Below are 15,745 nucleotides of genomic sequence, written 5' to 3' on the forward strand. Positions count from 1 at the left end.
CCTTCGCTACCATCAACTCGTGTTCTCTTCTAATTTTTTATTTACTGCAAAAGAAGGGACAACTATAGTTTCATTCATTTTACATAGCGTAAAAATGCCATCACATTAGTCGAACTATTTCTGCTATATCGTTGATGTCCGCTTCGGTGTGCGCTTTCCGCGGGCACGACGTAAGCCGCAACCCTCGCTAACGCGCGGTTTGTTGCGTCTTACGCTGCGTGCGTTCCCGCTGGAGTCGCCCACCTTCGCTACCATCAACTCGTGTTCTCTTCTAATTTTTTATTTACTGCAAAAGAAGGGACAACTATAGTTTCATTCATTTTACATAGCGTAAAAATACCATCACATTAGTCGAACTCTTTCTGCTATATCGTTGATGTCCGCTACGGCGTGCGCTTTCCGCGGGCACGACGTAAGCCGCAACCCTCGCTAACGCGCGGTTTGTTGCGACTTACGCTGCGTGCGTTCCCGCTGGAGTCGCCCGCCTTCGGTACCATCAACTAGATTGCATATACTATTTCCTTCGCTCTAAAAACTAACCTTATTACCGTCAATTATTAATTTTCTATTAGCGCCATAGATTCTGCTAATGTAGCCATATTGCTCATCATCGAACAAGCTGCGTCTAGAATTGGAAACGCTAATGCTGCGCCAGAGCCCTCTCCCAATCGCATATTCATATGAAGCATCGGCTCTACTCCTAGCAATTCGGCTGCTATTTTTGCCCCAGGTTCTTCTGATGCATGAGAAGGTATGATATAGTCTTGTACTTTTGGTTCAAGCTCATATGCAATTAGTGCAGCTACTGTAGAAATAAAGCCATCAATTACAACTGGTTTGCGATTTGCGGCAGCCGCAAGGATCACTCCAGCCATAGCCCCTATTTCTAACCCACCAACTTTTGCAAGTATATCGATTGCATCATGACGATTAGGTTTGTTTATTTCGATAGCCTTTTGAATAACAGCTACTTTATGTTCAATTCCACCTGACCCTAGCCCTGCACCGAATCCCGTCACTTCAAGCGGGTGACAAGCATGAAGTACTGATAATATAGCTGCACTAGGTGTTGTATTGCCAATCCCCATTTCACCAGTAGCAAGAACATTTGCCCCTTTTGCTATTTCTGATGTCGCTATTTCTATGCCTACTTCAATTGATTGGACTGCTTCTTCCCTCGTCATCGCCGGACCTTTCGCCATATTATCCGTACCGTATTTAATTTTTTTAATTAAAACACCAGCATCAAGCGGAATATCCTCTTTGACACCGACGTCCACTGTTACAATTTTTGCATTTGTTATTTTAGCAATAGCACAAACACCTGTTACCCCTTTAGGAAAATTCAATGTTTGAAAAAATGTTACGTTTTGTGGATTCGATGTTACCGCTTCGTCACAAACACCGTGATCTGCCGCACAAACGATGATCACTTTGTTATCGAGTTTCGGATATAGTTCTCCCGTAATCCCAGTTAGTTGTATAGCAAGTGACTCCAGCTTCCCTAAACTGCTTGGTGGCTTGCTAAGAGAATCTATACGTTCCTTCGCTTTTTCCATCATTTTGTTGTTAGTACGTTGAATTTGTTGAATCGTTTGTTGTAGCAATTGCATCATCATCTCTCCTTTTTTTAACCTTTTACATAAAAGAATGAAAAAATAGAAAAGCCTGTAGTTTATTTCATAACAAATAAACTACAGACTTTTCCATCGTCCATATCATCCGAAGCAATTAGGCAGGTCTCCTGGCTCAATCTCAACATTTTATAGAACCTTCCCAGCCATCGCTAGTGGTATTCTCTATAAAACTCCATTTTACAGTGGTGGGACCGCTAAAGCATTTCACTTTATTCCCTATTCTCCCAAAGTGGGCACCTAATGCTTTTATGTAATTACTTTAAATTTACGACAAAGTTTTTTGAGTGTCAATATTGTTAAAAGTTTTGGTAACAGCACTTTTTGCATTGCCATCTTTTAATATAAGCTAAAAAAATAAGGTATTTAACAACTGACTTGTTAAATACCTTCATCTTACATTATTTAAATTCTAATTCCCCATCATATGCAAGCATGCCGCCTTCAAGATTTGTTACATCAAAACCTTGTGCTTCTAAATAAGCACATGCATTTGCCGAGCGTCCGCCAGCTTTACATACGATAATATAAGGCTTAGATCGATCTATTTCATCTAAACGCTCTGGAATTGTTCCAAGCGCTATATGCTTAGCACCAGGAATAACACCTTGTGCTACCTCATCATCTTCTCGCACATCAATAATGTATAGGTCTTCGTTAGCATCTAGTTGTTCTAATAATTGCGTTGTATCCATTGATTTCATCTTTATAGTCCTCCAATATATCAATTTCCTATTACATTATAGCGTGAACGAAAAAAAACAGCTAGTGATGTAACACTAGCTGCTTAAAATGACTCTATTCTTCTGTCTCTAAAAATTCGACTTGCTTTGCTGGAACGAAAGTAGAAATTGCGTGTTTGTAAATGAGATGCTGTTTGCTTTCAGCATCAACTAATAATACTGTAAAGTTGTCATAGGATTTCACTGTTCCTTTTAACTGGAACCCGTTTAACAGAAACACAGTTACAAAAACACTGTTTTTACGTAGATGGTTCAAAAACGTATCTTGCAAATTGATTGATTTCATAGATTGCGCCTCCCCTACTCTCTTTCTACCTCTTCATTCCTATAGTAGCATGTTATACCAATTTATCAATTAGTAATTTTTAGAAATTATTAAAGTTTTTAGTCTTTTTCAATAAAATGAATGTCCATCTTATTGCGGAAATAAGTAAGTTGTCTTTTCGCGTAGCGACGAGAATTTTGTTTTAAACTTTCAATTGCTTCTTCTAATGTGCATCGACCATCTAAGTAATCATACAATTCCTTATAGCCAATCGCTTGTATTGACTGTACATCTCGAATATTTTGCTGCCATAACCCTTTTACTTCTTGTAACAGCCCTTTGTCCATCATCAAATCTACTCGACGATTAATGCGATCATAAAGCTCATCGCGTGACATATTTTCACCAAGCCCTAAAATCAAATGGCGGTAAAGTGGAATTTCTCCACGATTATGTTCCTCTGAAGCCTTTGAAACACCACTTAATTCAATCATTTCTAATGCTCGAATGACACGTCTCGTATTATTCGGATGAATTGTTTCTGCCGTTTTCGGATCCAATGCTAATAGTTTTGCATGCATGGCTTCAGGACCTAATTTTTCTAGCTCCTCATAATAAGCCTTACGTGCTACCTCATCTACCTGCTCCTCCGTAAATTGGAAATCATAAAGCACTGCTTGTACATATAACCCAGAGCCTCCAACAATAATTGGCAACTTCCCACGTTCCTGTATTTCACTAATTTTGGCACGCACTAGTTTTTGATAATCTGCTACTGAAAATGATTCTGTTGGCTCTTTGAAGCTTAATAAATGATGTGGTACACCTTGCATTTCTTCCTCGGTAATTTTCGCTGTACCAATATTTAAGTCTTTATAAATTTGCATCGAATCGCCATTAATAATTTCACCATTATACTTTTTTGCTAGCTCAATGCTCAGTGCTGTTTTACCAGAGGCCGTTGGTCCAACTATTGCTACGACCTCTGCTTGCTGGATTTTATTTTGTATCATACTTTTCTAACCACCGTAATAAAACTTGATGAACCGCCTGATGATTGTCTTCATTTAAAATTTCGTGTCGCTTATCTTCAAATAAATAGACTGTAACATCCTGTATACCTGCCGCTACAAAACGCTCTGCCACAGTATACACCCCTTGACCACCGTCACCAACAGGGTCCTTGCTACCACTTATCAAAAGGATCGGTAAGTTTTTATTTATTTTTTCAATCTCTTTTTTTCGATTTAGCACCATAAGGCCAGCCGTTAAGTCAACAAAAAATTGATTGGTTGGTATAAAGCCACAATATGGATCATCGATATATTTTTGCACCTCATGCTCTACCGAACATAACCAATCATATGCTGTTTTAGCATTTGGAACTTGTTTATTGAAGCTCCCAAAACTCAATTTATTTAATAAAGGGCTCTCCAACTCTTTGCCCCGTTGCATTGCCAATACTTGTGCAACATAATGCCCAATCTTATGCAATGTCGAGACGTTTCCGGTTCCACAAAGTATAACGTTATCCACGTCATTGCTGTAAAGCTGAATATATCTTCTAGCAATAAAAGAACCCATACTATGACCAAACACAATTAAAGGCACATCGGCAAAGTGGGCATGCATAGTTATGATCACTTCATGGGCATCTTCTACAACACGGTCAAAACCATTTTTTTCAGCGAAAAAGCCTAATGTGCCGTTATAAGATGCTGTTTCTCCATGTCCACGATGATCATGCATCGTAACTGCATAGCCTGCTGCACATAGTATTCGAGCAAATTTTAGATAACGGCCACTATGCTCTGCCATGCCATGTAAAATATGAAAATGACCTATGCATGGAATTGCCGGAGTCAATGTGCGCGTAAACACAAAATGTCCATCCGACATTTTCATATAACGCTCTTCCATTTACTTCACCTCCACATCCGCAAAACTTGTCGCATCGATTATGGCTTGTTCTAATTGAGCAACATAGGTATTTCTTTGGGAATCTGAGTAGTGAAAACGCTGTTGCATTACTTGAATTACTTGCTCCTTATATCGTTTCACTGCATCAATATCAAAGTATAATAATCCCGTACGACGAATAAAGAAATCACAAGGTGTATAAACCATTTCCGCTTCTATACCATAAAGCAGCATCGCATGTAACACAAGAGGCATCGCACTGCCATGCTCATGCAAATACTTCACCTGATCAAATAAAGCATCTACATTTGTACCATACTTTTGCACAAGATGCTTGGCTTCATCATAATTCAAGCCATACTGAACGCCCTCTCTTGCTTTATATGCAGTATAATCAGGGAAATTAATAGCATTAATGCCCTTTGCACCAGAAAGCGACAACTCACGTGTCATACATGGACTTGCATGCTTAAATTTATGTGTTTTGACAATTTTATCAACGATTGTTTCAGCCATTTGGCGGTAGCCTGTTAGCTTGCCTCCTGCAATTGTCATCAAACCACTGGATGCAGTCCAAATCTCATCTTTACGCGAAATTTCAGAAGGGTCTTTACCTTTTTCGAAAATAAGTGGACGTACACCTGCCCAAGAAGATTCAACTGTTTCTCTTGTAATTTCGGCTGTAGGAAAAACATTTTTAGCTGCCTCAATTAAATAATCTACATCTTGTTGTGTTGCGGTAGGGTGTATAGGATTTCCTTCATAAACTGTATCCGTTGTCCCTAAATAAGTTTTACCATCTCGTGGAATTGCAAAAGCCATTCGTCCATCTGGAATATCAAAATAGACTGCCTGTTGCAATGGGAAGTGCTTTTGATCGAGGACAATATGGACACCTTTTGTTAGACGTAATTGTTTTTTGTCCGTACTTTTATCCTTTTGTCGGACTTCATCTACCCAAGGGCCAGTAGCATTGACGATTTGTGCCGCATGAACTTCCACTACTTTTCCTGTTACATGATCTTTTACTTTTGCCCCAATTAGTTTTTTCTTGTTATATAAAAATCCTGTCATTTCAGCATAGTTTACACAAAGTGCGCCATATTCAACCGCTTTTTTTAGCACTTCAATTGTTAAACGTGCATCATCGGTACGATACTCTACATAGTAGCCGCCGCCAACGAGCTCATCGCGCTTTAATAATGGCTCAAGCGCTGCTGTTTCTTGTGCACTCAGCATTGTACGACGTTCTTTCTTTTTCACACCTGCTAATCGGTCATAGACCTTCAATGCTATTGAAGTCGTAAACGGACCAAGTGTACCATGCTTATATAAAGGCAACAGCATCTTTTCAGGCGTCGTTACATGAACACCATTATCATAAACGATTTCGCGTTCACGCCCAACTTCAGCCACTACACCCATATCAAATTGTTTTAAATATCGAAGGCCTCCGTGAATAAGCTTTGTTGAACGGCTAGATGTACCAGCCGCAAAGTCCTGCATCTCAATCAATGCGACAGATAATCCTCTTGATGCGGCATCGAGTGCAATTCCAGCACCCGTAATGCCACCTCCAATTACTAATACGTCAAAGCTATATTGCTCTAAATAATCCATAATTTTAGGACGATGCTCAAATGAAAACATACTTTCTCCCCCATTAGCTATGATTTGAATAAACGTGTAGCCTCTACAGCTCTTTGCCAGCCCGCGTATAATATCGCGCTTTGCTCTGTGGTCATTTTGGGTTGATAGGTTTGCCCATTTGCCCATAATGCAGCTAACGCCTCTTTATTATCCCAAAATCCAGTTGCCAGCCCTGCTAAATAGGCTGCCCCGAGTGCAGTCGATTCATTTAGCTTTGCTAACTCCACCTCTAACTGTAAAATATCACTTTGGAATTGCATTAAGAAGCCATTACTTACAGCTCCTCCATCTACCCGCAATACTTCAATTGGCGTACCTGCCGCTTCCTCCATTGCATCCAGTACATCTTTCGTCTGGTAAGCCAATGATTCAAGTGTTGCGCGAATAAAATGTTCTTTTGAAGTACCCCGTGTCAAGCCAAAAATAGCGCCACGGGCATCGGTATCCCAGTATGGTGTTCCTAATCCTACAAATGCAGGTACAATGTATACACCATCGGTATCAGCAACCTTTGTTGCATATTTTTCAGATTCCTTAGCAGTTCGAATCATTCGAAGACCATCACGTAACCACTGAATTGCAGAACCTGCTACAAAGACACTGCCTTCTAATGCGTATGTTACAGTGCCATCAATACCCCATGCAATCGTTGTAAGCAAGCCATTTTCAGAATGTATAGCCTGTTCACCCGTATTTAACAACATAAAACAGCCAGTACCGTACGTATTTTTAGCCATCCCCTTCGCAAAGCATGTTTGCCCAAAGAGCGCTGCTTGCTGGTCGCCAGCAATACCTGCAATTGGCGTTTCTTCCCCAAAAAATATGCTTGGTGCTGTTTTCGTATAGATTTCTGAGGAATTTCTTACTTCTGGTAACATTGTCATAGGGATATTTAGTAGTTTGCAAAGTTCTTCGTCCCATTGTAGTTCATGGATATTATAAAGTAATGTCCGCGCCGCATTGGAGTAATCCGTAATATGTGCCTTCCCTTTTGATAATCGCCAAACAATCCAACAATCAATCGTGCCAAATAGTAAATCACCATTTTCTGCCTTGTCACGAGCACCTTCAACATTGTCTAAAATCCATTTAATTTTTGTTGCAGAAAAGTAGGAATCCAGACGTAACCCTGTCTTTTGCTGAAACATTTTTTCATGGCCATGTTCCTTCAACTCTTTAACAATGTCCTGAGTTTGCCTTGATTGCCAAACGATAGCATTATAGACAGGCTGACCCGTATGTTTATCCCAAACTACCGTAGTTTCCCGCTGATTAGTAATGCCAATTGCATGTACCTCACTTGCTTCATGACCACTTTCAGTTAAAACAGCTGCGATAACTGCGAGCACTGATCCCCAAATCTCATTGGCGTTATGCTCTACCCAGCCTGCCTTCGGAAAATACTGCTGAAATTCCTTTTGTGCAACATGGACAATTTCACCTTTATGATCGAATAAAATCGCTCTTGAACTTGTCGTACCTTGATCAATTGCTAAAATAAATTCACCCATTCATTCTCCCCCTTAGGTTTTCACACCACGCTCGAGATCGCTGTAAGCTTTTCTTTAATTTACTGCGACCGCGATGCTCAGTTACCACTACATTACCCGTTTGAACATTTTTTCCACTTCATAGGTTGTAAAATGAATTAGCACTGGCCGACCATGTGGACAGGTAAATGGATTGTCTGCCTTACGTAAATCGTCTAGCAACGCAACCATTTGCTCTTTCGTTAAATAATGATTCGCCTTAATAGACTTTTTACAGCTCATCATAATGGCTGCTGCCTCACGCATTTTTTTTACATCTGCCTTTTTCGTCGTCAATACTTGCTCAATTAAATCCTCAATAATGTCCTGCTCCTCGCCATTTGGAAACCAGCTAGGGTGCTCACGAATAACAAATGATGACTGTCCAAAATCCTCTAAAAATACACCAACAGCCTCTAGCTGCTGTCTATTTTCACGCAGTATAAGCGCCTCATCCGCTGCGTAATGGAAGGTTAAGGGAAGTAATAATGTCTGTCGTTCGTTCGGATTTACTTGCCCTACCTTTTCACGGAAAAACTCGTATTTAATACGTTCCTGTGCCGCATGTTGGTCGATTAAATAAAAGCCATCTTCCATTTGTGCAACGATATATGTCCCGTGAATTTGTCCTACTACTTCAAGAGCAGGGAATGGCTCTTTTTTAGGCTCTTCTATTTGAGATTCTTCTATTTGAGGCTCCTCATTTAGAAATTCCATGTGCTCTATTGGTGACTCTACTTCAACCTGATTTGTTTCTAAATGTTGAATTGGTTGCCAGCTCTCTTCTATAACTGTAGCTGTAGGTGCTGGCTCCTCAACTGGTAATATGCTGGACTCCTGAACAGTTTGCGCATCATAAAGCTTTTCAACGATAGCATTCATTTTTTCAACATCCAGCTTCGGTGTAGGCTTCCAAATATTCAACTGTTCTGTTGCAGGTTTCGGAATTTTTTCTTTCTTTTCCATTAGTGGTACACGCATAACTTCTCGAATTTTGCCACGAATTGTTTCTTCAATCAATTTCAGTAGCTCTAGTTCTTTACTTAAACGTATTTGATGTTTGGCTGGATGAACATTCACGTCTGTTAAATACGGATCACCTTCGATATAAAGCGCTACAATTGGAAAACGCTCAATCGGTAAATACGTATGGTATGCATCGATAATAGCCTTTTGCACCAAATAATGTTTCACCCAACGCCCATTGACAAACAGCGACATATAATTTTTAGAAGCACGCGTCACCTCTGGTAAAGAAACAAAGCCCGACACCTTATAGTCATGAGACTCCCCTTGAAACGGCACCATTTTTTTCGCATTATGCATGCCATAGATCGCAGCAAGTACTTGCTGTACATCGCCTCGTCCATTTGTCTGTAATAACTGCTGACCGTTATGTAGCAATCGAAAGGCAATTTGTGGATTACCAAGCGCTAGACGGTTCATAAGATCAATCGTATGCCCAAGCTCGGTTTGTATCGTTTTCATATATTTTAAACGCGCAGGCGTATTGAAAAATAGCTGTGCCACTGTAATATCTGTTCCTTTACGCAATGGCCCAGGCTTTTGCATTGTCACATGGCCGCCCTCTAGTTCCACATACGTCCCTGATTCACCAGTCGAAGTAATCATCGTCATTTTGGATACCGATGCGATTGATGCTAATGCTTCACCACGAAATCCTAAAGTACGAATACGAAATAAGTCATGCTCCTTATGAATCTTACTTGTTGCATGGCGGGAGAAAGAGATCAGTGCGTCCTCCTCATCCATCCCACTACCATTATCAATAACTTGAATTGAAGTGAGACCCGCTTCTAGCAAAAAGACATCAATGGACGTACTACCAGCATCAATCGCATTTTCGACTAGTTCTTTAACTACAGACGCTGGTCGTTCTACTACTTCCCCCGCGGCAATTCTATTGGATAGCCACGCGTCCATAATTTGAATTTTCCCCATGGCGCTTCACTCCTTTATTTTTTAGCGTTAACTAATTGCTGTTGTAATTCATATAAAATATTTATGGCCTGCATTGGTGATGTGCCTAGAATATTCACCTTCTCCAAGCTTTTCAAGACATCTGCCTCAGCTGAAGGCAACGCCGCTTCTTCTGTAAAGAGCGACATTTGTACAGGTTGTTCAACCACTTCTTGGGACATAGGAAGTTCTTTACCTGCCTCAAAGTTTTCGAGCAATATACGTGCTCTCTCTAAAATTTCCTCTGGTAATTGTGCTAGCTGCGCTACATGAATACCATATGATTTATCTGCCGCTCCCTTTTTCACCTTGTGTAAAAAGACAACTGTACCATTCTTTTCAGTGGCAGATACATGAACATTTTGTAAGCGAGTTAACTCTTTTTCTAAAGCTGTCAATTCATGATAATGTGTAGAGAAAAGTGTATTTGCACCTATTTTGTCATGAATATATTCCATCATAGATTGCGCAAGACTCATACCGTCATATGTGGAAGTTCCACGACCAATTTCATCAAACAGCATTAAGCTATTTTGAGTTGCATGCATAATCGCATGCTGTGATTCTAGCATTTCCACCATAAATGTTGATTGTCCTGCAGCTAAATCATCCGCTGCTCCAATTCGTGTAAAGATTTGATCTGTAATTGGTAATCTTGCCTTTTCCGCCGGCACATAGCATCCCATTTGTGCCATCACAACAATTAGTGCAACTTGGCGCATATACGTACTTTTACCAGACATATTGGGCCCTGTAATGAGCATCATGTTGTGATTTTCTTCGAGCACACAATCATTCGGTACATACATTTGCTTATTGAGCATTTTCTCAACAACTGGGTGTCGTCCTTCAATAATTTCAAGCGCACGTCCCGCATGAAATTCTGGCTTCGTAAAACGATATTTTTCAGAAACGCTTGCAAAGCTAAGCAATACATCTAATTCACTAATGCTCGCTGCTAATGCTTGTACACGTGGAATGAATGATTTTAATTGTTCACGTATTTCAACGAATAGATTGTACTCCAATGCCAAGCTCTCTTCCTCAGCATTCAAAATAAGCGACTCTTTTTCTTTCAGTTCCTGTGTAATATAACGTTCTGCATTTGCGAGTGTTTGCTTACGTTCATAGCGTGTTAAATCTGCCAAATGAATATTAGATTTTGTAATTTCGATATAATAGCCAAAAATACGGTTATAGCCTATTTTCAAGTTTTTAATGCCCGTTTTCGTACGTTCTGCTTGTTCTAGCTGGGCTATCCAGTCCTTGCCATTGCGAGACGCATAGCGCAGTTCATCTAATCGTTCATTATAGCCATCTCGGATAACATCACCTTCTTTAATAGTGATTGGTGGGTTATCTGTAATAGCAAGTGCCAATAAAGCCTCAACGTCAGCACATGTATCGAGTGCTGCACCTAACTTATGCAATGTTTCTTTATTGGCTCCAATTAGCTGTTGTTGAATAACTGGAACTTGTCGTAATGAATCGCGAAGCTGTGCTAAATCGCGCCCGCCTACATTGCCAAACGCCACACGACCAGCTAAACGTTCTAAATCATATACTTGTTTTAGAGAGATTTGTAATTCCGATCGTACAAAATATTCTTCTAACAAATCACTAACCATCGCAAGTCTATTCTCAATAGCTGAGCGTGATGCTAACGGTTGATGTAACCACTGCTTCAGCTTTCGCCCACCCATTGCTGTAACTGTGTCATCTAATAGCCATAACAATGTACCCTTTTGGTCTCCGCCACGAATTGACTGAATCAGTTCTAAGTTACGCTTTGAGCTAGAATCGATACGTAAATAGTTTTTCATTTCATTAAAGGTAAACGCTTGAATATGAGAAAGTGAACGCATTTGCGTCTTATCAATATAATGAAGCAAACGAAGGCAAGCCAACTGTATAGTTGCTGGTACCGCTTCTAAATAGTTCACTGCTTTGTCCATCGCCATTTCATCTTCTTCAACGGATAGGACAATGCCAACATTCATTGCATGTTCTGCTAACAAAAGCTGTAGGCTCTCTGTTACGATTAATTCTCGAATACCATAAGCCTGCATCTGCATTAGAAGTGCCTTGCCATCCCCTTTAATTGTTGACGCTATTGCTTCCCCTGTCGATAGATCTAAGTAGGCATAGCCAAATGTCGTAGCATCCAACTGTTCTGCTGCGCCAATAAAATGATTGGTTTTACCATCTAGCGCCTTACCTTCCATAATAGTACCTGGCGTAATAAGTTGGACTACTTCACGTTTGACTACACCTTTTGCTTGCTTTGGATCTTCCGTTTGCTCACAAATTGCAACCTTATAGCCCTTTTGCACAAGTGTTTCAATATAATTTTTTGCCGAGTGATGTGGTACCCCACACATCGGAATACGCTCCTTAGCACCTGCATCTCGGCTCGTTAATGTAATTTCTAAAATTTGTGATGCATTAATTGCATCTTCAAAAAACATCTCGTAAAAGTCACCTAATCTAAAAAATAAAAAGGCATCCTTATAATCTTCTTTTACTTGCAAATATTGTTGCATCATTGGTGTATAAGTTGTCATTTAAAAATTCCCTCGCTCTTGCCATTTAAATCAAATACGCATTGGCATATTTGCGTTTAGATAAATTTTGAATTGTGCTTGGGGCATGCACACTTGTAGTTACGTTAGCAATTGCTACTTAGAGCGATAAATCTAGGCTATTGAGTGCTTTATTTTCATTAAACAAAAAGCTAGCCTTTTCTTATTTTTTGCTACACAAGTCTTCATCCCCTGATTGTTATATTTATTATAACAAAAGATACATGCGAAACGCTTATTTCACCTTTGTAAAGATGCTAGCATTTCGCATGTATCAAAAAATATTATCTTGTATATTATCTTGGGCGTTCGTCAGGAAACGATGAGGACTCTAAAACAAATCTTCCTTCACTACTTGAGCTAGAAGAACTGGAACTAGAACTTGATGATGAAGATGATGAAGATGAACTTTCATCATTAAAATTCCATTCCTCTTCGAAATCTAGCGGATGTACACTAATACAAATTGTCATTTCACCCATTACCTCAACGACAGTCTCACGTTCTACTACAATTTCAAATTTTGTTCCACATGGAGAAATTACCGCTTCCATGCAATTTGGTTCTTGTATTACACGTACACGCACATCATCACCAACTGTTACTTCGCCATCTCTAAAATTAAGCTTTACCTTATCTTTATAGTGAACCGTTTCTGAAAACACTGCTGTTTTCGAATGATTACTATAAGCATACCATACATTAACATCAAACTTTCCTGACACTTCTACAAATTTACCGACTTTCTTTGCTGAACAAGTATGGTTGATTACCCAGCAACCGAGAATACTCGTCGGTTTATTTGTTGGACATAATGTTACACGTTCTTCCGTTCTCTTCTTCCCTTTGGCAACTACTGCTTTCGTCACGATTTGTCGTAAACGTTTCAGCGCAATTCCTCCTTCGACTCTTTTCACTCCATCATATGCAGGTAGCGCCCATTGGGTGAACATATTTCATAGAATCGAATTGACTTACTTTATACATTTTTACATTCAACAGCTTTAGGAGAGGCTTTCATTATGTGTATACCCCTTGCTAAATTTCGCCATAAAAATAGCCCGAATGCAGTCATTCGGGCTGTTTCTTCTATTATTTATTTATGAACAGCTACCCGGTTGAGAATTTTCTACATAAGAGCCAGTTTCACCGCGTAACACATCGCCACCTGTTGATCGCACAATTTCGTTCGTAACATTATTGGCAATTGTGTTCGACACTAATTGTAATAAGTCATTCACATCACCTTGTGATTCTTTAAATTGCTGTACGACAGGAATCGCATTAATTTCTTCTTCAATTTTTTCAATTTTGTCTTCGATCATTTTTAATGCTTTTTCTTTACCTAAGTGTTGGAAGTTTACTGCTTGTTTTTGCAAGCTTTTTAAACTAGCAATACGTTCACGAACAAGTTGATTTTCATTAATTTGTGCTTCAGCTTTTTTAAAAAAATCAACTTCCGGTGTATTCGCAATCATATGCGCAATTTCATGGGATTTTTTAATTAAATCTTCTTTTGTATACAATACTTGTGTCATTTACGCTTCCACCTTTTCATTTTTTACTACTTCCACAAATTCTCCAGTTAATGAATAAGAAGTAGCCTCCGTTATTTTCACTTTCACTAACTGTCCAATCAACTCTGTTGGTGCTTTAAAATTCACTAGGCGATTTTTCCGCGTATAGCCTGCAAGTACGTCATCACGACGTTTACTTGTTCCTTCCACTAACACTTCTACAATTTCGCCTTTCAAGCCTTCAAGCGCTTTTCTTGAATATTCTTGTACGACCGCATTTAAACGATGTAGACGCTCTTTTTTCACATCTTCTGGTACATTGTCAACCATCTTCGCAGCTGGCGTCCCTTCTCGAGGAGAGTAAATATACGTAAAGGCCATTTCAAAGCCTACTTCACGGTATAGAGATATCGTCTCTGCGAATTGCTCCTCTGTTTCGTTTGGATAACCGACAATAATATCAGTGGTTAACGTCACACCAGGGATTGCAGCTTTAATCTTATCTACTAGGCTAAGGAAATGCTCACGACTATATTTACGAGCCATAATTTTTAACACATCATTTGAGCCCGATTGTACTGGTAAATGAATATGTTCAACTAAGTTACCGCCTTTTGCGAGCACTTCAATTAAATAATCATCGAAATCACGAGGGTGACTTGTTGTAAAGCGAATACGCGGGATATCAATTTTTCGCAATTCATCCATTAAATCACCAAGACGGTAATCAAGGTCCTCAAAGTCTTTCCCGTAAGCGTTGACATTTTGACCAAGGAGCATAATTTCTTTATAGCCCGCAGCTGCTAGCTCACGAACTTCAGCAATGATTTCCTCTGGACGTCGACTACGTTCTTTCCCACGCGTATATGGCACGATACAATACGTACAAAACTTGTCACAGCCGTACATAATATTAACCCAGGCTTTAATGGAACCTAAACGTTTTTTTGGCAAGTTTTCAATAACGTCGCCCTCTTTAGACCAAACCTCTACAACCATTTCCTTCGACATGTATGCTTCTTTTAAAATATTTGGCAAACGGTGTATATTGTGTGTTCCAAATACCATATCGACGTGTGGATACGTTTTTAAAATTTTATTAACTACAGATTCTTCTTGCGACATACAGCCACATACACCAATTAGCATTTCTGGATTTTTGCGTTTATATTTTAGCAGGAAACCAAGCTCTCCAAATACTTTGTTCTCTGCATTTTCACGGATTGCACATGTATTGAGTAGCACCACATCTGCTTCCTCGATAATCTCTGTTGAAGTATAACCAAGCTGCATAAATATTCCAGCCATCACTTCTGTATCGTGTTCATTCATTTGGCAGCCATATGTACGGATATAGAAAGTCCGTCCCTCGCCCATGCCAGCAAATTGTTCTGCTATTTGGAAGTCTTTATGGTATTTCACTTCTTCTTTGCCACGTTTTTTTGCATCTTTTAATGAAGGTGCAGTAAAGACCTTCTCAAAATATTTACTATAATCCTTTTCAGGCTTGTCTTCTTTTTTTGGTTGATTGACTTGTTGACTGGTTAATCGTTGTTCCTCATTCATTGCAGGTCAGGTAACTCCTTTCAAACGAAATCCGTGCATTCGAATTCCCATTTTACTATTATACTGAATGATTACTACTTCCTACAAGGTTTGTGTACTAAATGTCGTGGTTTCGACTTAAATACACTTCTTATTAAAAATATTCCGTCGTTCTTGTCTATTGCTTCATAATAAACAAGGAGGCTGGGACAAAAGAGAAAAAGTGTTAGATTGACAGTAATTGCAATGTCGTTATTGTCCACTACGGCGGTGCTTTCCGCGGGCACACACGTAAGCCGCACCCCCCGCTATCGCGTGGTCTGTTGCGGCTTACGCTGCGTGCATTCCCGCAGGAGTCACCGCCTTCGCTACCAACAACA

At 39.7% G+C, this 15,745-nt stretch carries 12 protein-coding genes and 1 riboswitch; all 12 genes read right to left on the bottom strand.

The features are described 5' to 3' along the window. Window positions 1-557 precede the first annotated feature (557 nt). Window positions 558-1,613: a nicotinate-nucleotide--dimethylbenzimidazole phosphoribosyltransferase gene (gene cobT / locus ACIP9C_RS06805; RefSeq protein ID WP_401009393.1), complete on the bottom strand. Its 1,056-nt coding sequence runs from the start codon at window positions 1,611-1,613 to the stop codon at window positions 558-560. Window positions 1,614-1,717: 104 nt separating this feature from the next. Beyond that, window positions 1,718-1,893, bottom strand: a riboswitch (cobalamin riboswitch). A 142-nt stretch (window positions 1,894-2,035) separates the two neighbouring features. Further along, entirely contained in the window at window positions 2,036-2,338 is a 303-nt protein-coding gene (locus tag ACIP9C_RS06810; RefSeq protein ID WP_340825719.1) for a rhodanese-like domain-containing protein, read from the bottom strand. Between the two features lie 94 nt (window positions 2,339-2,432). Next, window positions 2,433-2,663: an RNA chaperone Hfq gene (hfq, locus tag ACIP9C_RS06815; protein WP_228134406.1), complete on the bottom strand. Its 231-nt coding sequence runs from the start codon at window positions 2,661-2,663 to the stop codon at window positions 2,433-2,435. Window positions 2,664-2,761: 98 nt separating this feature from the next. Then, entirely contained in the window at window positions 2,762-3,655 is an 894-nt protein-coding gene (gene miaA, locus ACIP9C_RS06820) for a tRNA (adenosine(37)-N6)-dimethylallyltransferase MiaA (RefSeq protein ID WP_401009394.1), read from the bottom strand. Further along, entirely contained in the window at window positions 3,642-4,562 is a 921-nt protein-coding gene (locus tag ACIP9C_RS06825; RefSeq protein ID WP_401009395.1) for an alpha/beta fold hydrolase, read from the bottom strand. The genes miaA and ACIP9C_RS06825 overlap by 14 nt, the downstream gene beginning before the upstream one ends. Then, the gene (locus tag ACIP9C_RS06830; RefSeq protein ID WP_401009396.1) at window positions 4,563-6,212 is read right to left on the bottom strand and encodes a glycerol-3-phosphate dehydrogenase/oxidase; all 1,650 of its coding nucleotides are present in this window, start codon (window positions 6,210-6,212) and stop codon (window positions 4,563-4,565) included. 17 nt (window positions 6,213-6,229) lie between these two features. Next, the gene (gene glpK / locus ACIP9C_RS06835) at window positions 6,230-7,723 is read right to left on the bottom strand and encodes a glycerol kinase GlpK (protein WP_401009397.1); all 1,494 of its coding nucleotides are present in this window, start codon (window positions 7,721-7,723) and stop codon (window positions 6,230-6,232) included. Window positions 7,724-7,810: 87 nt separating this feature from the next. Continuing rightward, on the bottom strand, window positions 7,811-9,703 hold the full coding sequence (gene mutL, locus ACIP9C_RS06840) for a DNA mismatch repair endonuclease MutL (protein WP_401009398.1): 1,893 nt from the start codon (window positions 9,701-9,703) through the stop codon (window positions 7,811-7,813). A 14-nt stretch (window positions 9,704-9,717) separates the two neighbouring features. Further along, entirely contained in the window at window positions 9,718-12,285 is a 2,568-nt protein-coding gene (gene mutS / locus ACIP9C_RS06845; RefSeq protein WP_401009399.1) for a DNA mismatch repair protein MutS, read from the bottom strand. 314 nt (window positions 12,286-12,599) lie between these two features. Continuing rightward, window positions 12,600-13,256: an outer spore coat protein CotE gene (cotE, locus tag ACIP9C_RS06850; RefSeq protein ID WP_340825727.1), complete on the bottom strand. Its 657-nt coding sequence runs from the start codon at window positions 13,254-13,256 to the stop codon at window positions 12,600-12,602. Window positions 13,257-13,403: 147 nt separating this feature from the next. After that, on the bottom strand, window positions 13,404-13,841 hold the full coding sequence (locus ACIP9C_RS06855) for a YlbF/YmcA family competence regulator (protein ID WP_401009400.1): 438 nt from the start codon (window positions 13,839-13,841) through the stop codon (window positions 13,404-13,406). Further along, window positions 13,842-15,386: a tRNA (N6-isopentenyl adenosine(37)-C2)-methylthiotransferase MiaB gene (gene miaB / locus ACIP9C_RS06860; protein ID WP_401009401.1), complete on the bottom strand. Its 1,545-nt coding sequence runs from the start codon at window positions 15,384-15,386 to the stop codon at window positions 13,842-13,844. It abuts the gene before it with no gap. Window positions 15,387-15,745: the final 359 nt, after the last annotated feature.

Origin of the sequence: Lysinibacillus sp. NPDC093210 (assembly GCF_044753985.1) — a bacterium.
GTDB lineage: Bacteria > Bacillota > Bacilli > Bacillales_A > Planococcaceae > Lysinibacillus.